This is a genomic window from Clostridium swellfunianum (genome assembly GCF_023656515.1).
Lineage (GTDB): Bacteria > Bacillota > Clostridia > Clostridiales > Clostridiaceae > Clostridium_AT > Clostridium_AT swellfunianum.
Genome location: NZ_JAMOFV010000006.1, coordinates 509,790 through 531,256, shown reverse-complemented (window position 1 = coordinate 531,256; position 21,467 = coordinate 509,790). Strand labels below are relative to the sequence as shown.

Below are 21,467 nucleotides of genomic sequence, written 5' to 3'. Positions count from 1 at the left end.
CAATATAACGGTTGCTGCCGTACTGCCCTACTTAACTTCAGACAATCTGCTCAAAGGCCATGTTCACAAGCTTCCGTGCCGCTGGCTTTCACCTTTCCCAGCTCTCTTTAAGAAACTTTCACTCGCTACTCTTCTTATCACTGCATTTATTTATATATTATAATATTCCAAACAGCTTATTATGTCAATATCGTTGATTTATTTTTTATATAAACTGCCTATTTTTAAAGCTGTCTGCGGAATTACACTACTTAACAATATAAGTTTTTATCTTGAAATCTAGATATCGCGATATCTTCTTATCATGATATCTTCTTTTCTTGATATCATGATAAGAAGATACGCCTTAATTAAAGCTTAAACAGCTCCTCAATTTCCTCTTGAGTCATTTGTGAAATCAAACTTTCTTCACTGCTTTCTTCACTCATAACCGATTTTATTATATCCTTCTTCTTTTCCTGAAGGTTATATATTTTTTCTTCTATTGTTCCCTGCGCAATAAGTTTTATAACCTCAACAGTTTTTTGCTGGCCAATTCTATGGGCTCTATCTGTAGCTTGATCCTCAACAGCTGGATTCCACCAAGGGTCAAAGTGTATAACCACATCAGCACCAATCAAATTAAGTCCTGTGCCTCCAGCCTTAAGAGAGATTAGAAATACATTTGACTTGCCTTCATTAAATTCCTTAACCATGGTTCCTCTAGCTTCAATCTTAGTCTGTCCATCCAAATACATGTAGTCAACATTGTTATTATCAAGTCTCTTTGCAATATTTTTAAGCACTGTAGTGAACTGTGAAAATAAAAGTATTCTATGACCTTCGTTTATAGTTTCCTCTAGTATATTATCAAGAGCCTCAAGCTTGCCGCTTTCACCCTGATAGTTTTCAACAAAAACAGATGGATCGCAGCAAATCTGTCTTAATCTTGTTAGAGTAGATAGTATTTTTATCTTGCTTTTGTTAAAGCCCTTCTCTCTTATCTCACTGTCAATTTCAGATTTTGCTTCAGCAATATAAGCTGCATAAAGCTTTTTCTGTTCTTCGGTCATCTCAACAATAAGCTTATGTTCTATTTTCGGTGGTAGCTCTTTTACAACATCCTTTTTAAGCCTTCTTAGTATAAAAGGCTTAACATGTTTATTAAGCTGCTCTAGTGCTATCATATCCTTATTTTTCACAATAGGAGTTTCATATTTTTTAAGAAACTTCCCATGAGAAAGCAAATAACCCGGCATTAAAAAATCAAAAATAGACCAAAGCTCTGTCAAAGTATTTTCTATAGGTGTACCAGTTAAAGCAAAATACCCTTCTGCCTTTATTTCTTTAACAGATTGAGCATTTATGGAAGTAGGATTTTTAATCTGTTGAGCTTCATCTAATATGCAGTATCTAAAGCTTATTTCCTTATATTCCTCTATATCCCTTCTTATTAAAGGGTAAGAAGTTATAACTACGTCAGCCTCTTCAATCTCTTTTCTTTTTTCTTCTCTTTCATCCTTCGAGCCTGACACAACTAAAGTTTTAAGGCTTGGTGCAAATTTTTCAATTTCGCTTTTCCAGTTGTAAACTAATGAGCTTGGTGCAACTACCATGGACGGTTTTTTATTACTTCCACTTTCAATAATATCAGCTTCAATAAAAGCTATAGTTTGAAGGGTTTTTCCAAGTCCCATTTCATCTGCTAATATGCCTCCAAAGCCGCAGCTTGCCAAGGTCTTAAGCCACTTAAAGCCAAACTTCTGATAGCCTCTCATGACATCTTCAAGATGCTCTGGAACTTTAAAATCAAGCTCCTGAACTTCCCTTATATTATTAACAAGCTCTCTAAATTTTTTATTTCTTTCAACATAAGTTATATTATTGCTCTTTAAATTTTGATCAATATATAGAGCATTATACTTAGATAATATTATTTGGTCCTTTTCTAAGTCGGATTCTTTAATATCGAGAAACTCCACCATGTTTCCAATATCCTGAAGCTCCTTGCTTTGAAGCGCAACAAACCCGCCTTTTCTAAGCTTAAAATACTTTTTCTTTTGTTTTATTGCACTTAAAACCTCTTTAAGTTCGCTTCTATCAATCCCTTCTATATTAAAAGAAAACTCCAGCAAATCCTCATCATTTAGTTTTATACTGGATTTTATATTAGCAGAGCTATATATCTTAATTCCTTTAAAACTTTCAGAATAATAAACATCAGCTAGTTCCTGAAGCTTGCCAATTCCCTCTGACATAAAATCCAATAACGCTTCTTCGCTTGTTAAAGTAAATTTAGGTCTATCTTCATAAAAGCCCATAGACTTAATAAGACCTATAAATTGCAGTTCCTTCTGCATATCCCTTATAAGAACCCTGCCATCCTCAATTGTATCCTTCTCGCTTACAGGATTTATTTGATGGTTTCCATACTCAAAAGCCACGCTGGCGGATATTCCTTCATTTTCTTTATCAAGGTACGCAACTATTTTTAAAGGTTCCTCTAAAAATCTGTCTTCAAGCTTTTTATCTAAATTTATCTTTTTACTTATAGCTTTCATGGTTGGTATTACATAAGAAGCTGCCTTATCAATATCCTGCTTTGAAAACACAATTGTTCTATTTTTAGACTTTATCAACTCATTATAGAAGGGTAAATAAAGCTTTGATTGCTGGCTGCTTGGATGATAAATATTGTTTCTGTAAAAAAAGTAGGCTCCATCATCAGTAATTGGCAGGGGTATCTCTTTCCCTGGCTCAATTACTAAAGTGTCTTTTTTAAGCTTCAAGTCAAACTCTAACGGCAGGTCTTGTTCTAGTATATATATTTCTCTTAGTGTTTCGCCTTTAATTTCTGCATCAAAGCTTCTATGCTTTACAATATCAAAAAATCTTTTTGCTTGTAATTCTGTTAAGTAAACCTTCTTACCTGAGAAAATACCGCTTGAGCTTCCATAATGAAAGCCAAAACCACCATTGTTAGCTGCTATACTTTTATCTATCTCATATATTTCCATAAGCAATTCTATAATTTTCTTATCAATCTCATTAAAATCGTGAAGCCTTGGGTCAAAGGCAAAATTCTTACCAAATTCAAGCTCTTCATCATTGGTTATAGACTGTAGAAAGCTTCTCATATTCTTAACTACATAGCTTCTTTCTTCACCTATTTTAAGCTCAATAGAGTGCTTTTTACCAAAGGTATCAAGCTCATACTTCACTTCCATATTGAGTTCTTTGTGATTGCTATGGCTATTAGCCATAATACTTTTCATGTACTCAATAAACTGATTGGTCCGTGCACTAGTGAAAAAATCATTCCTTCTCATAATGCTTTCTTTTTCTCTTTTCCACTTTAAAAGCACTGCAACTGTATGCTTGCACATTTGCTCCGAACTTTGAGCATATTCACAGTCGCAGGAGTACTTGATTCTTCTGGTCCTATCATTTATTTCAACCTCAACCTCGTAATTATCTCTGCCAAAAGAAGATTCAACCAAAGAATTCAGCGATAAAACATTGTCCGCACCTTCTCCATCACTTTCTATCTCTACATCTACCCTTCTCACCTTATTTCTAAGGTACATATCAAGTCCCCTTGCAAATATCACATTTCCACAGCTACCTTTAAGGTTCTGTTCATCTATTTCAAACATAAAATTTCATCCTTTCAGCTTTAAAGCAGAAAAATACCCGTAACTTATATTGTATACAAAAACTCAACACAATAAAACAATAATTTATTAAAGAAGTGTATATCTTTTAGGCTAAGTTAAAGAGTACTGCTCTAGTTACGCAGGTGCTGTGATACCTAGGAAAGCTTCAACTGCACATATAAGACTAAAACTTCTTTTATAGGAAGCTGCTAAATCCAATAAACTTGCTTCGCTTCTGTCGGGGCAGTTTAGCGCAGCCTGTTCCCACAGGCTAAACATGCCCGTGAAAAGTCATTTAGACTTTTCACCAATATGGATTCTTAACGCATCTTCCTATAAAAGAAGTTAAGTCTTATAAATGTTTGTTTCAATGCTTTCTACGGTATCACAGCACCTGCTTACTTCAGCAGTACTCTTAACATAGCCTTTTGCAAAACTTACGCCTGTTTTAAAATAGTGTTGATATAGAGGGGCAATTTCATCGTAGAAGTCATTGAGCGAAACTTAGAAAGTCTTAGCTTGACGACTTTTGAAGTCCGTTAAGACCACTCTATTGTTTAAGCGTAGCGAGTTTAGAGTACGTAACGATTAATAATCGTTACGCACAGTATAAGGAATTCAGAAGGGTTAGGACTTCAAAACAAAGGAAAGCTTAGACTTTCTTGTTGCAGCGAACGACTTCCTAGATGAAATTGCCCCTCTATAAATCAACACTATTTTAAAACATAGACTAATTTATTAGCAAAGATTAGAGGAATTTTTTACCGCAAATAGAATATATAATAATTGCCCCATAATTTGGACAATATAAATTTATGTGGTAATGCAATTTAGAAAGGAGCTATTTTATATGAAACTTGAAACATCGAAAGTTTATCATGGCTTCAAGCTTTTAGAGCAAAAGCATATTGATGAAATCAACTCTACTGCAAGTTTATTCGAGCATGAAAAAAGCGGGGCTAGATTATTTTATCTTCAAAATGAAGACGACAATAAAGTTTTCTCTATAAGCTTTAGAACACCTCCAGAGGACAGCACAGGACTTCCTCATATACTGGAGCACTCTGTGCTTTGCGGTTCAAGAAAATTTCCTTCTAAGGAGCCTTTTGTAGAGCTTATAAAGGGTTCGCTTAATACCTTCTTAAACGCAATGACTTTCTCAGACAAGACAATGTATCCTGTAGCCAGCAGAAACAATAAGGACTTTAGAAACCTTATGGACGTTTATCTGGATGCGGTTTTATATCCTAACATTTATAAGACTCCTGAAATATTAATGCAGGAGGGCTGGCATTATGAACTTGACGATAAAGATAGCGAATTAACCTATAAAGGCGTTGTATACAACGAGATGAAAGGTGCATTTTCTTCACCTGAATCTATACTTATGAGAAAGGTTCAGGAATCTTTGTTTCCTGATACGCCTTATGGTTTTGAATCTGGCGGAGATCCTGAGGTAATTCCAGATTTAACTCAAGAACAATTCCTGTCCTTCCATAAAAAATATTATCATCCATCAAACAGCTATATCTTCCTATATGGAGACATGGACATACTTGAGCAGTTAAGCTTTATAGATAGTGAATACTTAAAAGACTTTGACAGGATCCAGATTGAATCCGAAATACCTTATCAGAAGCCTTTTAATGAGGTAAGAAAAGTTGTTTTAGATTATCCTATTTCAGAAAATGAAAAGGAAGAGGATAAGGCCTTCCTAAGCCTAAACTTTATAGTGGGAGACGCAACAAACAACGAGCTTTACTATGCCTTTGACATACTAGAGCACTTGCTTCTTGAAACCCCTGCTGCACCGCTTAAAAAGGCTCTTATTGATGCTAACTTAGGTAAGGATGTGTTCGGTTCCTTTGACAACAGTGTACTGCAGCCAACCTTCAGCGTTGTAGTTAAGAACTCCAGTGAAAGCAAAATAGAAGAATTTAAAAAGGTAGTTTTTGATACTCTTAAAGGCTTAGTAGAAAAAGGAATTGATAAAAAGCTTGTAGAATCCTCTATAAACATTAAGGAATTCCAGCTTAGAGAATCTGAATTTGACGGCTATCCAAAGGGTCTAGTTTATGGAATCAAGTGCATGGACAGCTGGCTTTATGGAGAAAATCCAGTGCTTCACCTAGAGTATGAAGAAGCATTAGCAAAGGTTAAAACAGCCTTGACTTCAAATTATTTCGAAAAGCTAATTGAGCAGTATTTATTAAACAATACTCACAGCTCTCTAGTTGTAGTTAATCCTAAAAAAGGCTTAGGGGAGCAAAAGGCTGAAGAACTTAAAAAGAAGCTTGCTGACTACAAAGCTAGCTTATCAGAAGCTGAATTAAATAAGATAATAGATAACACCGCAAAGCTTAAGGTAAGACAAGAAACACCAGATTCTCAAGCAACCTTAGAAAAAATCCCTCTGCTTTCTTTAGAGGATATCGATCCTAAATCTGAGGAGCTTCCACTTGAGGAAAAATCTATAAAGGGATTAAAAACTCTTGTTCATCCTATATTCACTAGCGGTATAGCTTATGTAAATATGTATTTTGACAGCACAGTAGTGCCTCAAGACAAACTTCCGTACATCAGCCTTCTATCTTCTGTACTTGGAAAGATAGGTACAGAAAAATACGGCTATGAAGAACTTTCAAACATTATAAATATTAATACAGGTGGAATACGCTTCTCCGGAGAAGCTTTTGCAGAATGCGGAAGCAGCGAAATATTCTATCCAAAATTCTCTGTTAGAGCAAAAGCTTTAGTTAAAAAGCTTCCTGATTTAATGGAGATAATAGGCGAAATACTAAGCAGTACAGTTTATGAAGATAAAAAGCGCATAAAGGAAATACTTCAAGAAATGAAGTCTCGTATGGAAATGAGAATGCTACAAAGGGGTCATACTGTTGCTGCAAAACGTGCAAGTTCTTATTTCTCACCAATTGCTAAATATGAGGAAACTCTTATAGGCTTATCCTTCTATAAGTTTATTGCTGATTTAGATAATAATTTTGATGCTCGTTTTAACGAAATAGTTGAGAGCTTCAAACTTTTATCAAAGCTTATATTTAACAAAGAAATTGTTTTGCTAAGCTTTACCGGTGATGAGAAGGATTATAGAGACTTTGAGCAAAGCTTTACAGCTTTATATGATAGATTAGGCGACCAAAAGCCTGAGCAAAACAAGTACAGCTTTGAAGCTAAAGCTTTAAACGAAGGTCTAATGACCTCTTCAAAGGTTCAATATGTAGCAAAAGCCTTTAACTTTAGAGACTTAGGCTATAACTATACAGGAACTCTTCAAGTGTTAAAAACTATAGTTGGCTTTGATTATCTATGGAACAGAGTTAGAGTTCAAGGTGGTGCTTACGGTGCTTTCTCAAACTTCCAATGGGGTGGAAACACAGTATTTACTTCCTACCGCGATCCTAATCTTTCTGAAACTCTTGTTGCCTATGACAAGGCAGCAGATTTTGTTCAAAACTTTGATGCTGATACTCGTGAAATGACTAAATATATAATCGGAACAATAAGCGAGGTAGATTCTCCTTTAAGCCCTGCAATGAAGGGTATTGTATCTGATGAATACTATATTAGAAATATAAAGCATGAATCAGTACAGAAGGAAAGAAATGAAATTTTAAGCACTAATAAGGAAGCAATAAGAAAACTTGCACCGGTAATTTCGGAAGGTATGAAACAAAACTACTTCTGCGTGCTTGGAAGCGAAGAAAAAATCAAAGCCAGCAAAGATTTGTTTGGCAGCACAATGAATATATTTGAATAAACCAAAAGTCTGGAGCTTAAAACAGCTTCAGACTTTTTAATACAACAGCAAATTAATAAAGTGATATATCTATTTCTACAACTTGATCTTCAATTTTCATTGGTACACAAAGTGTCTTGCCTTTGTAAGCATACACAGTCATATTGCTGCCAGTATACATGCTTGGAGGGGTAATATTAATATTTTTTCCCATTTCCATGAAAAAGCCTGCTGAGTTACCTGCTATCATATTTCCAAGCTCAGAGATAGCACTCTTTGCCATATCATCAAGTTCTTTAACTTCCATTCCAAACATCATTTTTGAAGCGACAAACTTTGCTGCACACTCACTCATATTAAGTATTACACTTCCAGTTAAGTCACCCGTAACACCTATGTTTATAACTACCTCGCCCGATTTAACACTGCCCTCTTTTATAAAAAGGTTCCCTCTTTCAGCTTTTATATTTATAACTTGCTCTACTACATTATCAAAGGCTTTTAAGAAGGGATTCAAATATTCTGCTTTCATATTTTCTACCGTCCTTCACTATCTTATCTTTAATAGTCACTTAATTTATTTTTCCCAAACTAACTCCATTTATTAAAAAGCGCCTCATATTTCCTTTTCATGCTTTTTAAATCTTCCCAGAAGAAAGTTTTTTCTAGCTAAATAACTCATTTACCTTGAAATAAGTTTTTATATTTATATATTATCACAGTATTACACAAAATTTAAACAAATGTCGACAAATATTTTACTATATTATATTTAATGCAAAAGTTCCAATACACTATATATAGTTGTTTTATAACTTCACATAGGTTAATATTGTAAATATAAATTTATGATTGAAAGGATATTTTTATGCTTAGAAAAACAACAGTTAAAGAAGTGCTGTCTCTTGCTCTGCCCGCTGTTGGAGAGATGACACTATATATGATGATATGGGTTTTTGATACTATGATGGTTGGAAAATACGGAGGAAATGTTGCTGTCAGCACCGTAGGTCTAAGTTCTGAAATAACCTACACTTTGACAGGTATATTTATTTCAGTAGGTGTGTCCGTAGGTGTTACTTCGCTTGTTGCTAGAAATGTGGGAGCTAAGAGGTTTGCTCTTGCTGAAGAATATGCCACCTTGGGAGTTTCGATAGGTACTTTTGTCTCCTTTTTAATAGCCTTTGTTCTTTTTGCCTTCAGCAAAAACATATTAGCTTTAGCTGGTGCTACTGACGAGGTTATTCAATATGGAGTCATCTATATGCGAATAGTTTCTATTGGAGTTTTTTTCAATATGATTGCAAATATATTTAGCGCTGTTTTAAGAGGCTATGGAAACACAAAAACCCCTCTTTATGTTTCAGTAGTTGTAAATGTAATAAATATAGTTTGGGATTGGATACTAATCTTCGGCAGATTTGGTTTCCCTGAAATGGGTATAAGAGGCGCAGCTATAGCTACTGCTGCTTCTCAAATTGCAGGCTTTGTAATTCTGCTTATATATATCATTAAGAAATCAGAAATTAAACTTAGAATTAAGTACATACACAATTTTAACCTTAAGGAATTGACAGCACTATTAAAGCTTTCTATACCTTCGTCCCTGCAGGAAGCTTCCTTTAGTGTTAGCAGGCTGTTAAGCACTTTTTTTATAATGTATCTTGGAACCATAGCTTTTGCTGCAAATCAAATTACAACAACCATAGAGTCAATATCTTTTATGCCAGGCTGGGGCTTTGCTGTTGCAGCAACCACCTTGGTTGGACATAAGATAGGAGAAGAAAACTACAAAGCTGCTGAAGAATATGCATACACTTGTACTATTCTTGGAACTGGTATTATGACCCTTTGCTCATTATTATTTCTTCTGCTTCCAAACACCTTAATCAATCTTTTCATAAATAGCAATGAAGCAGAAGTTATACGCTTAGGAGCCTTGTGCCTAATGGTTGCCTCAATAGAGCAACCATTCATGGCCTTGTCAATGATATTTGGTGGAGCGCTTAAGGGTGCCGGAGACACAAAAACTCCTTTTAGTGTTTCTCTAATCTCAAGTTGGATTGTAAGGCTGCCTCTTATGTACTACCTTGTATTTATACTAAAGGTTTCCGTTGTATATGTGTGGTGGATAACTGCTGTACAGTGGATTTTTGATGGGACTCTTCTAATGTTCTTATTCAAGAAGAGATTCAAAAGGCTTGAACAAAAGGTTTAGAAATGTTTAAAAGGGGCTGCATCAAAATATAGTTTAGCATAAAATTACCACCGAAATATATAAAAGATGCTTAATGAGCTGACCGCTGTGCAAGAAGCTCTAAGCTCAGAAAAGCCACAAACCAAGTGTTTTCGTAAAACTCGTACCTCAAACAAACGAACAACACTAAGGTTTGTGGCTTTTCTTTCGCTAAGTCCTTCTAGGCTTCGCTAAATGCTCATACAGCATATTTTATATATTTCAGCTGCTTTTGTACCAACATATTTTGGGACATCCCCCATTAAAAGCTTATATACTTACCTTAGTGATTCCTCCAAGTCACTCTGTGCATTGCTTATTGGCTTTAAGTCAAAATTGTCTATCAAGTATTGAAGCACATTTGGAGAAAGGAAAGCCGGCAAGCTAGGTCCTAGATACATTCCTTTAATTCCTAAGGATAATAATGCAAGCAAATCTGCAACTGCCTTTTGCTCGTACCAGGATAGAACAATTGTAAGAGGCAGTGAATTCACATCAGTATTGAAGGCATCTGCAAGTGCAGTAGCTATTCTAACTGCTGAATAAGCATCATTGCATTGTCCAACGTCTAGAAGTCTTGGCAGGCCTGCAACTGTACCAAAGTTTAGTTTATTGAATCTATACTTTCCGCAGGCTAAAGTTAGAATCACACAATCCTCTGGAACAATTTCTGCAAACTCAGTATAATAATTTCTTCCAGGCTTTGCACCATCGCAGCCTCCTATTAAGAAGAAGTGTCTTATCTTTCCCTCCTTCACTGCATTTACTATAGCTTCTGCATTGGATAGAGTTGCATGATGACCAAAACCTACAAGTATCTCTTTCACTTCTTCGTCAGCTTCAAAACCACCAAGCTCAAGAGCTTTATTTATCATCTCAGAAAAATCTTTTGTTCCATCTTCTAATGTTTTGATATGCTGTACTCCATCCCAGCCTACCACATTGGTTGAGTATATCCTATCCTTATAAGAATCCTTTGGCTTCATCATACAATTTGTTGTCATTAATATACAACCTGGTATATTGGCAAATTCCTTTTGTTGATTTTGCCATGCTGAACCAAAGTTTCCAACAAGGTGCTTATACTTCTTAAGTTCAGGATAACCATGTGATGGGAGCATTTCTCCGTGGGTGTAGATGTTGATACCCTTGCCCTCTGTTTGCTGCAAAAGCATTTCTAAGTCTCTTAAGTCATGGCCTGATATTATAATAAAGGGTCCTTTTTTAACATTAACATTTACCTTTTGAGGCGATGGATTACTGTATGTAGTAGTATTTGCTTTATCTAAAGTTTGCATAACCTCCACGCTTGCATTTCCTACCTTCATAGTTACGTCTATTAACTGCTCAACAGATAAAGAATCATCTGTGGTTGCTTCTAATCCTAAAAAGTAGAAGTTATCAACCTTATCGCTTGAAAAGCCAATAAACCTCGCTTGGTGTCCATAGGCACTTACACCTTTTAAGCCATATAGTATGGTTGATCTTAAAGAACGGACGTCTTCGTTTAAGGTTTGGTCATACATAATACCTGCCTTAACTGCATCCCTTAACATCTCTTCCTTAGTCTCGCTTAAATTGTAAGTGGCTGCTTCCGGGTAATTTCCTTCAGGAGCCTGCTCTCTTAAAGCTTCCTTTACCTTTTGCGACTGCTTAAGTAAAGCTAAATGAACATCTGGATCAAAATTTACATTGGTTAAAGTTGTAAATAAGGAGTTCTCTACGAATTTAACAATTTCCTTATCAATTGTCTTTCCTTTCTCAATCAAAGCCTTAGCATAGCAGGAAATACCTTTTAATTGATAAATTAATAAGTCTTGAAGATTTGCAATTTCAGGTGTCTTTCCGCATACTCCAACTCTAGTGCAGCCTTTACCTCCTACAGTTTGCTCACATTGATAACAGAACATTAAATTTTCCATTTACCCAGCTCCTTTTAATATAAATTTTTATATAATATTCGATATTAATTAGCATTTTCCTTTAAATTTATGCAATATTCTAAAAAAATATTATAAATAGTGGTGTGAAAAAATATAAAGATACAGCTTTGAAAGAAATTTTCCATGAAATGTAAGATTCTTTTTTCTTTTTATATAGTCGAAGGAGCTTGGCAGGGATTTTATTTGCGATTGTCTTCCTAGACGGGTTGTCAAAAGAAGATAATCCTTATATAATCTGTGTTAGTGGTGTGACGCTTTCTGAAGGAATAAAATAAATATTAAAGGGTGAATATTGATGTCAGACAAAAATGTTGAGATGATGAAAAAGCTTATAGAAGAAAAGAAGAAAAAGGGTTCCTCCAAAGGTGGAAGGCTAATTCCAAGTACGAAGTCTGTAGGCGGCGGTGCCACCAAGGTTAAGAGCAATAAGAAAACTGGCGGGCTGTTTGGTTAGAGCTAATTCATATTATCAGAATATAAAAACTGTGAAGTCTAGTAGACCTCACAGTTTTTTGCTTCTATTTTTACTGAAGAAACAAATATTTTATTGTAAATAGTACTTATCCAGCATTTTCTTATGACTGTTTGGTATGTTTTCTGGCAGCTCTTCATAACTGAAAAATCTCAATTCTTTCGTTTCTACATTATCTATTTTCAGCTCACAGAATAGGTCTTAGTGTAATAACCTATTGTTATAAAGTAAGCCTTATCTCCGCTTGGAAATTCCATATAGCAGTCTTTGCCGGAAGTTGTTCCTAAGAAGGTTAGGTCTTCAATATTCAGGTTGGTTTCTTCTTTGGCTTCCCTTACTGCTGTGTCTTCAAGAGATTCTCCAAGCTCATTAATGCCTCCAATTAGCCCCCATTTAAATGGGAAAGTGCCTCTCTTTTAAAGGAGAACTTCATCCTTATCATTTATTATAAGTACATTAACTCCAGTTAAATTTATCGCATCAGTTCCTACTTTGTCTCTTATGTATTTTACATAGTCCATTTGATATGACAGCTCCTTCTACAGTGAAGTTTTTAATAATATTATATATTATTTTTTGCTTTGATGTATTGTTTACTATAGTGAAAAATCTTCGAGAGTTTAGAATTTTGCAGAATAAAAATGCTGTGAAGCTTTGGGCTTAACAGCATTTTTGCAACAAATTTAGACTAAACTCGGGTGGTTCCTGCCACCTTTGTGAGGAGTGGAGCGACGAGCTTTTTAAAATATATTTTAGTTATTATATTTTCACTCTCCTAAATAATGAGTGAATTTTGCATTTTACCACAAATCACCTAGATTTTACTGTTTACTAAAAAAACTGCTAATTTATGCTATATAACAACATATTATGAAGGAATTAGAAAAAAAATAGAGAATATTACTTAAGTAAATGAAGTTAATAGGATAATTATAAAGTTATATCCAAGTAATGACAATGATTTCTTAACATTAATAACTTGATGTTAAAAGTCATTAAAACATTTATAAATATTTTTAGGAGATTTGATATGAGGTTTGAACGAATAAAACTGTATGGATTTAAAGACAAGAATAGGATAATTGATGTTAGCTTTTCTGATGAGGCTGTTACCATTATTTATGGGGAAAATGGAAGTGGTAAGACATCCCTTTTAAAGGTTCTGCATGCTATATTAGTTAAAGATGAACAAACATTAATTAATGAAAATATTTCTGTAATTGAACTCTATGTATCAGAAAATGGTGAGTCTAGAAGAATTACCATTGAAAGGAATTATGATTATGAAGACCTTGATGGAGTTAGAAAAGAATATCTAGTTGAAGATGAGGATCCCTTTGCAAGAAAATATAAAATAATAAATAATGGTTTAATTCAAAAATACAATTGGAAAAACTATGATGATAGTAAAATAAAAGATGTCTCTTCAATCTTATTTGGAGTAAATAGAGGTATAACGAATACGGTTAATGTACTACCAGAGCAAATTGAAGACTTTTTCATGAATACAAGTTTAGGTAGAAGGTATAGAATTATGGAACGGCGTGAGTTGACTTCACTTTCTGAACAACTAGCTGATTTTCTAAATAGGCAGCATAAGTTTAGAATAGGTTCATATTCAAATAGAAAAAAAGTATCTAAACTATCTAGCAAAAATAGTATATTAGATAAATTAGACATGGAGACAATAGAAGAGCTAATATACAATAGATATAGGCTAGCTAATCTAAAGAAGATAGAAAGAGTACAAAACGCTCTATTTGAGACGTTATCATATGCCATTTATTCAGGAGAGTCAGAGAATAATAAAATCCATGATATCCCGCAAAATTTTCATGATTTACTTATCGAAAATAGGGACAAATTATTAGAGGCATTACGTGATACAGGAGATAATATGCTTCAAAAAAACATTATAGACATCCTTGAGAGGAACAATATACCTAGGATAATAAATGAATGTAAAAACAATGAGCTATTGCTTAGTTTACTAGTGAAAATGATCCAAGAGCTGAAGGAGGAAGAGGCGATTCTGGAGTCAATTAATACGCTGGAAACTATCTTTAATAGTCAAATAGTTAGTAAAAAGAAACTTGTTGTTAATAAGGATGGAGTAATAATAAAATTTAATAGCGAAGAAAATACACATGGTTTAAATGGGTTATCTAGTGGAGAAAAACATCTGTTATCATTCTTAACAATATTTTTAATTGAAGGTAATCATAGAGATATCCTAATGATAGATGAGCCTGAGTTATCGTTAAACATAAAGTGGCAAAGAGAAATACTGAATATACTTCAAAAAGTTGCTCCAGACTCGCAAATAATAGTCGCTTCCCATAGTGCAATCATAGGTAGAAACCACACTAACTACCTGGTGAAATTGGATTAGGAGGAAGTTAAAATGCATGAGAATATGGAAAGTACTATAGAAGAATTGCTAAATGAAGCTATAATGTCAGAAGTTCCTTTTATCATTGTGGAGGGAGCAGATGATATTTCCTTTTATCAAATGCTATCAGAACATATAAAAAAAGATACTGAAGTTATTGCAGTAGAAAATATTTATAGCTATTCTGAGGGCTGCGATAATGTGATAAAAGCTATTGAAGATATTCAAACAATTCTAAATCAGAAAGAAAGTAATAAGAATTATTTACTTGGAATTGTAGATAGAGACTCTAGGTTTTATAGAAATTGTATTCCAAATCTAACATCTCTATTTATTCTAAAGTATTACTCCTATGAGAGCCACTTGGCAAATAGACATGGTTTAACTAGTATATTACCAGCTATTACAAGTGTTAGTCAGAAAATGCTTGATGGAAGCGTTTTGGAATTTATTGAAAAAGACTTGCAAGCAGATTACTTAAATCTATTTTACTTTAGCCTTGAGGCTCTTAAATTTGCTTGTGATAAAAATTATAGAAGTGTAGTAAGGTATAAACAAAAACCCGGCAAGATATTCGCAAAAGATTATGTTAATATTTTAAAAGAAAATATATTTAAAAAAAAGACAGAGCTAGATACATTTGCTAGTGAATATAGTATAAGTATGGGAGACTTAAGATATATTGCTAAGGGTAAGTGGCTTCTCCACGTTTATGCGGATAGGATTTATAACAACATAAAAGAACTAAGTACTGCGTGTAAAGATAATAAAGTAACCCAGTGTCAGTATTGCAAGGTGGGAAAGCATGATAAATGTCTATATAAGATTAAAAGTAATTTTCAGTTAGGTCAAATTATAAGTATGCTTCTAAGTGAATATGATGAAAATGAAGTGAAGTATATTAAAGAAAGAATTAGTCTATTAGCATAATATTTTCTAGTGTGAGGCATATCAGTCTTGAATCAGCATAAATAGTTATGGGGTATGCCTTATAATAGTTAATATTTACAATAGTGTACTGTTGGCTGTAGTCTAAGTAATTATTAAATTCAAATGGCAGTAACCCAACAATAGATATTTTAGATCCGACCCTAATGTTCTTACTCATAATTTGTACCTCCTATTAGATTGTTGACATACTTAATTATACATATTCAGATTTCTGTGACTCTAAAAACAAGTTAGAGCCTTTTTAGTATTTGAAAGTTATCTTAAGCTTTTATTGTAATTACCAGAAATTATTAACTAGTAATATATGTAACCTTTACTCCAGGAACATATTTAAAATCCATCATACAAATTCATACAATTACTTAGATATGTATGATATTATAAATTTTATTAAAGTATAGGAATGCGGATTGATCTATATTTAAAGAACTTTAACCAGAACAAAATTATGGACTTGGAGCGTAAGTTGAGATTTTATGCTAGTCTCATTACGCTTCAAGTCAATAATATTCTGAATTTAATTTTCACTATATTTTCCTGCGGCACAATTAACAAATTTACATCTTATATCAATTGCTACTAATAACAATTGATATACCTATTTTCAGTACGTCGTGAGCTTATAATCTTTCATTTATTTCTACTAGCAATAATATAATCAACATCAAATCTTTTTAATGTTTCAATAAACTCATTAACACTATTCTCACTTAGCCTTTCCTTATTTATATACATATCCATCGCCTTAGCAGCGGAAACATAAACATTTGCAACATATTCCGTTTCTAAGCTCCATATAAAATCTAAGTTAACTCCACCAATAATTTGAAAAATATTATTATCATTAAACACCTTAGGATACAAAAATATATTATAAATTTTTTCGACTCCAATATCTAATTTTATTTTCTCAAATATCAGTTTGTACGCAATTTGTTTTAGTACTTCTTCTACTCCAGGATTGTTTAACATTTTATAATAAGTTTCCTTTTGAATAAAGTTGAAAACTTTTCCGTATTCTAAATTCCGATATTTTGCATCAAGAATTAACAAATTAGATTTATATCTTCTTAAAACATCAGGAATAAGAGTCTTCTCAGCGTAACATTTTGCATAAGGTGTTATTGTAAACCATATTGGTTTTTCAATATTATTTTTTAATGAATCCTCGCTACTAAGAATATGTTTACATACTTTTTCCCATACATTATAAAAGTTTCTAACACCATATAAACTAATCCTGCTTGAAATATTTTTGTTCTGTATATTTTTCCATAACATATACAGAACCTTAAGTAGCTGTTTCTCTCTCTCCTTGTATGTTAACAGCATCTTCTTTCTTAGTAAGTTCTCAATTTCTTTATCTTTAAGCTTTATGTTATTACAAATATCATCTTTAATATTTATATTATAGCCTAGAATTTTTGAGTACTTCTTATGACAGTATATTAATGCTTTTTTATGAATCCATATAAACACATCATTTTTTTTATGATGATAACTTATATTATCAATATAGATAGGCGTATTATCTGAAAATATTGGAGCTGTTTTTTCAACTGTTTTTGACCAATTAACTGTTGCATTTATATTTTTTGTTTCTTTTATATTTCTAATATTTATCAACCCATTTTTGATGAAATCAGTTAGAATATAATCAGCCAGTATAATTTCATTATTTGACTCCTCTATATTAAGATACTCTAAATCCTGCGCTTTACTTTCTCTGCTCTTAGAGTAAGCTCTTAATACTCTTATTGTTTGAACTAATTCTTTTTTAATTTCTTCAAGACTGATGTCTAACTTTATGTTAAGTTTGCTATAAAATTTGGGTAAAACAATAATAACATACTCTTTATAGGTTATTACCCCGACAAAACTAATCTTGTATTTTAATTTTGCTCGTTGATGAGTAGTTTCGACTAGTTCAAACTCTTTTAAAAAATCAATCAAACCATATAGAATTTTGCCATTTTCATCTTTTAATCTATCAAATTCATAATTCTCCCCATCTATCATTACCATAAAATTATTCTTCATCAACACTAATATCAGCGACTTCCTTTCCATTAAGACTAATTGCTACTTGTCTTTCCCTGTCTTCGTCATTACTATACTCATTTGTAGTGCTTTCCACTATATCGTTACTGCCACTTTTTATTACGTTAATACTCTCGTTAATCATTTTAACAAGTTCATCATCTGTAAAGTTAAACACTCTTTCCTTAGAATCATAGCCTTCCAATAAATCATTTACCGATTTATATTTTGTATCAAATACGCTGTCAGTTCCTCCATACCGTATCAACTCTTTATATAAATAGATTACCAATTTACTCTTAATCACATTATCAGAATTAAACTCATTTCCTCTTAGAAAAAATGGACCTAATAGTTTGTCTTCTTCTAGTTGACTGTCGCTGTTGATAAGCTTTCTATTTATTTCCCTTCTAAATGTATTCCATTTAATCTTTCTATCCGATTCTGATATTTTTTCCTTCTCAAATTTGGTATGTGATTTTAAGAATGGAAATGAAATATACCAATTGTCCGCTTCAGCTTCATTTTCATTTATGTCTATATACTCTAATGTCCATCTTCTCCTAAAAGCCGCATCAATTGGCTCAATATTCTCATCTGATGAATTCATTGTAGCCCAAATATAAAGATTTGATGGTAATTTGACAGTAGTGATATTTTTACTTTTTAAATAACCCATCAAAGTAGGGGATAGTTCTATAGAATATTCACTTTCTTCATTATCATCCCGGTCTAATAATTGAAATACATCACCAAATATTGCACTTGCATTGCCTCTATTTATTTCCTCAACAATTAAAACATAGTTTTTATCTTTATTATTTGTCGCTTTTATAAGTGTTTCTAAAAATGGTCCTGGTTCTACCCTATAATTAATATACGGTTTTAGTGGATTCTCTATTGAGCTTTTTCTACTTTCATCTAAAAATACATCTATATTTTCAAATTCATCTGAATAAATAGGTACAGGTTTATAAGAACCTACGAACTGTCCATATGAATATTCTGGATAAAATGTAACCCTTGTTATATAGTCTTTTTCATTTAGTGAACTACATTTACATAAATATCTTGCATCTCTTTTCAACCTACTACTTTTTCCTGTTCCAGGAGCACCATATATTAGTCTATTCCGATTAAACTCTGTCTCACCATTTCTTTTGATACTAGTTTGATAAAATAATTGATTATATAATTCAATATAATTACCGTAATACTCATTACATTTGTCAAGAAAAGTATAAAAATCAACGTATTCCTTTTTTACGTTTGAAAAAATGCTATTAATAGCATCTATCCCCATTATCTCACTAAGATTATCTCTATAAAAATAACTCTCACTAAATTTATTAACAGTAGTAGACTTCTTAGGCTTATCAGTGTATATAAACGCATTTAAAACTTTTATTACACATGAAGCCCATTCTTGTAGTTCTATTAATTCCTCATTTCTAGCAGCTTTTATTCTTTGAAATTTATTTTTAAATTCATTGCTACCGTTTCTAGTTTCTATGTATTCATCATGCAATTCTACTATCTTATGTTGATTATCTAAAATAAATTTGTAGATTTCATTATTCTTTACGTAACTTGACATTGTGTAAAGTTTATATCTATTATTGTTATAATCAAAGCTGATTCTAATTAAAGGAATCCCAAGATACTGCTCTTTGTTTAAGTTACCTATTCTCTCAATATCTTCGTTAGGAAACATATTAGCAACATATTCTTTATGCATTTTTGCATTTGTGCTTGCTGAATAATATACCAAAATTGGCTTACTAAGTTGTAATGATTTTCTTATAATTAAGTCTAATATAATCCACTCATTTGGCCCCATCTTTTGCGTATTTTTTTCTTCCATAAAAATCACCTTCCCATGTATATACTTGACACATATATATAAAGTATTCAAAAAATATAATTAGCTAGACCTTTGATAGTCTAGCCATAATAACTTAATAATAATTTTTTACTATATTTATTTCTTCCTCAGTTAATCCATACAGTTGGTATATTAGGTTGTCTATCTGCTGAATAATACTAATGTCCTTGCTATGCAGAAACTCTTTTATTTTGCTAGTAATATTTATTGATGAGATTTTATCATACACTACTGGTATCCCTTCAAGAATTTGTTTGGTTAAACTATATTCACCTTTAGATTGTGAAGCCTTATTCTTTAGCCAAAATCCAATTAACCTAGAATTTAATATTGCTAAAAAAAACTCAACATCAAAGTTTGTTGAAAAATCTATAGGATATAATACTATGATATTTGACTTCCAAACATATTTACTCGTATCTAAAGCAAAATTAAAATCTTTTACTCCTCTTCTTTTAACTACAATCTTTTTATCTAAGTAGTAAAACTTTGGAATACCCTCTATCTCATCATCTCTTGTAGCCTTATTAGTTACATCTTCCATATTGATTAAATACTTAATTATTGATTTATCGCTGCCCACCATTATAGAAGCACTTGTAATTGTATCTAGGCCCTGTTTTATTTCCAGGTACTTATTCAATTTATCTTTATAATTACTTTGCATCTTTGAAATAATTCTATCAATATTTTCAGGATAAAATCTTATCTCAAAATTATCCTTATATATATAATTTGACTTTAGATTTATTATCTTTAATGAATTATATATATCAGCAAGTGATCCATTATTAAGTTTTCTTTCAATAACACCATACTCTAACTCTTGTATTTTAGTTAGCGTTATAATAATTGGCTTTAAGTTTTTTTCAAAGTGATCTAATGGTAACTGTAACACTTCTGTAAATTTTGTATTTAAGTATATAGCCTCTCTTACTTTTTCGAAAGAATTTTCTGTTAATAGCGTATTTGGATTAAGGAATGAAAGTACTCCTTTTTCCTTGGCCATACTAATTCCAACAAGAAAAAAGTAACCGTATAAATTTAAGTGTTGATTATAGTATTCACATATCAACTTCCGTTCAGTGATTATCTTTTTATTAAAGTTCTTGCTTGATACATATGGAGGGTTACTAATAATAATATCATAAGTATTTCCTTTGTAGTTATCAACATCTAAAGCATCATTAAGTAATATGTTTGTTAAATCAATTGGCTTATTATTTTTAGTCCTTATATAGGAAAAAAATGATAATCTCAATTTTAAGATGCTAATTGCTAACTCATCAATATCTATGGCCGTGATGTTAGATTCAATAAAATCAATAATATCTATATCGCTGTCTACTATACCTATTAAATTATCAATATACTTTAGAAAAGATATTATTAATTGCCCACAACCAGAGCAAAGATCCAATACCTTAGTATTTTTGATACATTCTTTAATAATGTTTACTTGAGCATTTGTAATACTATTATTTACTCCACTCTTTTCCCCTTGGAACAACTTGAACCGAACGTTATCGCCTAAATTATTACATATTTCATTGAAATAGCTACGTAAGCTCTCTATAGCAATATACTCAGCAAGGTCTTTTGTAGTATAGTAAACACCTAGTTTGCTTTTCTCATTGTCATCTTCTAAACTAAGGTAATATAGCTTATAATATAAATCTTGAAATGCACTTGGTGTTACTTTACTTAAATATTCATCTTCATCAATAGAAAATTCATAATTCCTTAGCTCACTTAACACAGACTTATATTCTTCCAAAATATCTACTGTTAGCGCATCAACATCCTTTGTAGTGTAAAATAGAGTATTTTTAAAGGCAGGATTAAATGTAAATGAAGCATTCTCTTCAAATATACAAAGTATATCCTTTAAAAGTGTACTCACGAACATTTTCTTCATATTTGTTAGGTTACCAAATCCTTTAGCTTCTGCAATTCTCATAGCTTGTCTAAGCATCGTTTGCATTCGATTTACTAACCCCTCATCGAACATTAATTTGCTCCTTGTATTGCTACCTAATTAAATATATTCGATGTTAATATAATAAATTACCAAGAACTTGACCCTATTCCAATTTGATAGATACTAAGAATACCTCTTAAATCAAATTCGAGTAGGGCCAGTTTACTATTTCCTA

The 21,467-nt window shown here is 32.3% G+C and carries 12 protein-coding genes, 1 pseudogene and 1 other annotated feature (1 of these 14 only partly in view); of the genes and pseudogenes, 5 read left to right on the top strand and 8 right to left on the bottom strand.

Features of this window, described 5'->3' with window-relative positions:
• Nucleotides 1-150 (bottom strand) — a binding site (T-box leader) (it extends 196 nt beyond the left edge of the window).
• A 200-nt stretch (nucleotides 151-350) separates the two neighbouring features.
• Nucleotides 351-3,635: a DEAD/DEAH box helicase gene (locus NBE98_RS02565; protein WP_250812276.1), complete on the bottom strand. Its 3,285-nt coding sequence runs from the start codon at nucleotides 3,633-3,635 to the stop codon at nucleotides 351-353.
• Nucleotides 3,636-4,485: 850 nt separating this feature from the next.
• Between NBE98_RS02565 and NBE98_RS02560 the strand changes: the two genes are divergently transcribed.
• Complete coding sequence (locus NBE98_RS02560; protein WP_250812274.1) at nucleotides 4,486-7,413, top strand: insulinase family protein; 2,928 nt, start codon at nucleotides 4,486-4,488, stop codon at nucleotides 7,411-7,413.
• Between the two features lie 52 nt (nucleotides 7,414-7,465).
• Here the strand turns inward: NBE98_RS02560 and NBE98_RS02555 are convergent, their stop codons facing one another.
• On the bottom strand, nucleotides 7,466-7,924 hold the full coding sequence (locus NBE98_RS02555; protein WP_250812273.1) for a chemotaxis protein CheX: 459 nt from the start codon (nucleotides 7,922-7,924) through the stop codon (nucleotides 7,466-7,468).
• Nucleotides 7,925-8,260: 336 nt separating this feature from the next.
• Here NBE98_RS02555 and NBE98_RS02550 point away from each other — a divergent pair, with 336 nt between their 5' ends.
• Nucleotides 8,261-9,610, top strand: coding sequence for an MATE family efflux transporter (locus NBE98_RS02550; protein WP_250812271.1), 1,350 nt, complete (start codon nucleotides 8,261-8,263; stop codon nucleotides 9,608-9,610).
• Nucleotides 9,611-9,906: 296 nt separating this feature from the next.
• On the opposite strand, the gene hcp is transcribed toward NBE98_RS02550, so the two are convergent.
• Nucleotides 9,907-11,550, bottom strand: a complete 1,644-nt coding sequence (hcp, locus tag NBE98_RS02545; RefSeq protein ID WP_250812266.1) for a hydroxylamine reductase — start codon at nucleotides 11,548-11,550, stop codon at nucleotides 9,907-9,909.
• 316 nt (nucleotides 11,551-11,866) lie between these two features.
• On the opposite strand from hcp, the gene NBE98_RS02540 reads away from it, so the two are divergent.
• On the top strand, nucleotides 11,867-12,025 hold the full coding sequence (locus NBE98_RS02540) for a hypothetical protein (protein ID WP_250812264.1): 159 nt from the start codon (nucleotides 11,867-11,869) through the stop codon (nucleotides 12,023-12,025).
• Nucleotides 12,026-12,225: 200 nt separating this feature from the next.
• On the opposite strand, the pseudogene NBE98_RS22570 reads toward NBE98_RS02540, so the two are convergent.
• Nucleotides 12,226-12,441, bottom strand: a pseudogene (locus tag NBE98_RS22570) (NUDIX domain-containing protein); the annotation flags it as partial.
• Between the two features lie 632 nt (nucleotides 12,442-13,073).
• Between NBE98_RS22570 and NBE98_RS02535 the strand changes: the two are divergent.
• Entirely contained in the window at nucleotides 13,074-14,435 is a 1,362-nt protein-coding gene (locus NBE98_RS02535; RefSeq protein WP_250812262.1) for an AAA family ATPase, read from the top strand.
• A gap of 12 nt (nucleotides 14,436-14,447) precedes the next feature.
• On the top strand, nucleotides 14,448-15,365 hold the full coding sequence (locus tag NBE98_RS02530) for a DUF4435 domain-containing protein (protein ID WP_250812260.1): 918 nt from the start codon (nucleotides 14,448-14,450) through the stop codon (nucleotides 15,363-15,365).
• On the opposite strand, the gene NBE98_RS02525 is transcribed toward NBE98_RS02530, so the two are convergent.
• The 4 genes from NBE98_RS02525 to NBE98_RS02510 all read right to left on the bottom strand — a co-directional run bounded on the left by NBE98_RS02525 (nucleotide 15,349) and on the right by NBE98_RS02510 (nucleotide 21,295).
• Nucleotides 15,349-15,543, bottom strand: a complete 195-nt coding sequence (locus NBE98_RS02525) for a hypothetical protein (RefSeq protein ID WP_250812258.1) — start codon at nucleotides 15,541-15,543, stop codon at nucleotides 15,349-15,351. The genes NBE98_RS02530 and NBE98_RS02525 overlap by 17 nt on opposite strands.
• A gap of 473 nt (nucleotides 15,544-16,016) precedes the next feature.
• Nucleotides 16,017-17,411, bottom strand: a complete 1,395-nt coding sequence (locus NBE98_RS02520) for an LlaJI family restriction endonuclease (RefSeq protein WP_250812255.1) — start codon at nucleotides 17,409-17,411, stop codon at nucleotides 16,017-16,019.
• Between the two features lie 4 nt (nucleotides 17,412-17,415).
• On the bottom strand, nucleotides 17,416-19,290 hold the full coding sequence (locus tag NBE98_RS02515) for an McrB family protein (RefSeq protein ID WP_250812251.1): 1,875 nt from the start codon (nucleotides 19,288-19,290) through the stop codon (nucleotides 17,416-17,418).
• A 94-nt stretch (nucleotides 19,291-19,384) separates the two neighbouring features.
• Nucleotides 19,385-21,295, bottom strand: coding sequence for an Eco57I restriction-modification methylase domain-containing protein (locus NBE98_RS02510; RefSeq protein WP_250812248.1), 1,911 nt, complete (start codon nucleotides 21,293-21,295; stop codon nucleotides 19,385-19,387).
• Nucleotides 21,296-21,467 lie beyond the last annotated feature (172 nt).

What these genes read in the sequence shown, in the direction of transcription:
- NBE98_RS02565 (WP_250812276.1), bottom strand. Translation starts at nt 3,635, where the DNA reads ATGTTTGAAATAGATGAACAGAACCTTAAAGGTAGCTGTGGAAATGTG.
- NBE98_RS02560 (WP_250812274.1), top strand. Translation starts at nt 4,486, where the DNA reads ATGAAACTTGAAACATCGAAAGTTTATCATGGCTTCAAGCTTTTAGAG.
- NBE98_RS02555 (WP_250812273.1), bottom strand. Translation starts at nt 7,924, where the DNA reads ATGAAAGCAGAATATTTGAATCCCTTCTTAAAAGCCTTTGATAATGTA.
- NBE98_RS02550 (WP_250812271.1), top strand. Translation starts at nt 8,261, where the DNA reads ATGCTTAGAAAAACAACAGTTAAAGAAGTGCTGTCTCTTGCTCTGCCC.
- hcp (WP_250812266.1), bottom strand. Translation starts at nt 11,550, where the DNA reads ATGGAAAATTTAATGTTCTGTTATCAATGTGAGCAAACTGTAGGAGGT.
- NBE98_RS02540 (WP_250812264.1), top strand. Translation starts at nt 11,867, where the DNA reads ATGTCAGACAAAAATGTTGAGATGATGAAAAAGCTTATAGAAGAAAAG.
- NBE98_RS02535 (WP_250812262.1), top strand. Translation starts at nt 13,074, where the DNA reads ATGAGGTTTGAACGAATAAAACTGTATGGATTTAAAGACAAGAATAGG.
- NBE98_RS02530 (WP_250812260.1), top strand. Translation starts at nt 14,448, where the DNA reads ATGCATGAGAATATGGAAAGTACTATAGAAGAATTGCTAAATGAAGCT.
- NBE98_RS02525 (WP_250812258.1), bottom strand. Translation starts at nt 15,543, where the DNA reads ATGAGTAAGAACATTAGGGTCGGATCTAAAATATCTATTGTTGGGTTA.
- NBE98_RS02520 (WP_250812255.1), bottom strand. Translation starts at nt 17,411, where the DNA reads ATGGTAATGATAGATGGGGAGAATTATGAATTTGATAGATTAAAAGAT.
- NBE98_RS02515 (WP_250812251.1), bottom strand. Translation starts at nt 19,290, where the DNA reads ATGGAAGAAAAAAATACGCAAAAGATGGGGCCAAATGAGTGGATTATA.
- NBE98_RS02510 (WP_250812248.1), bottom strand. Translation starts at nt 21,295, where the DNA reads ATGCAAACGATGCTTAGACAAGCTATGAGAATTGCAGAAGCTAAAGGA.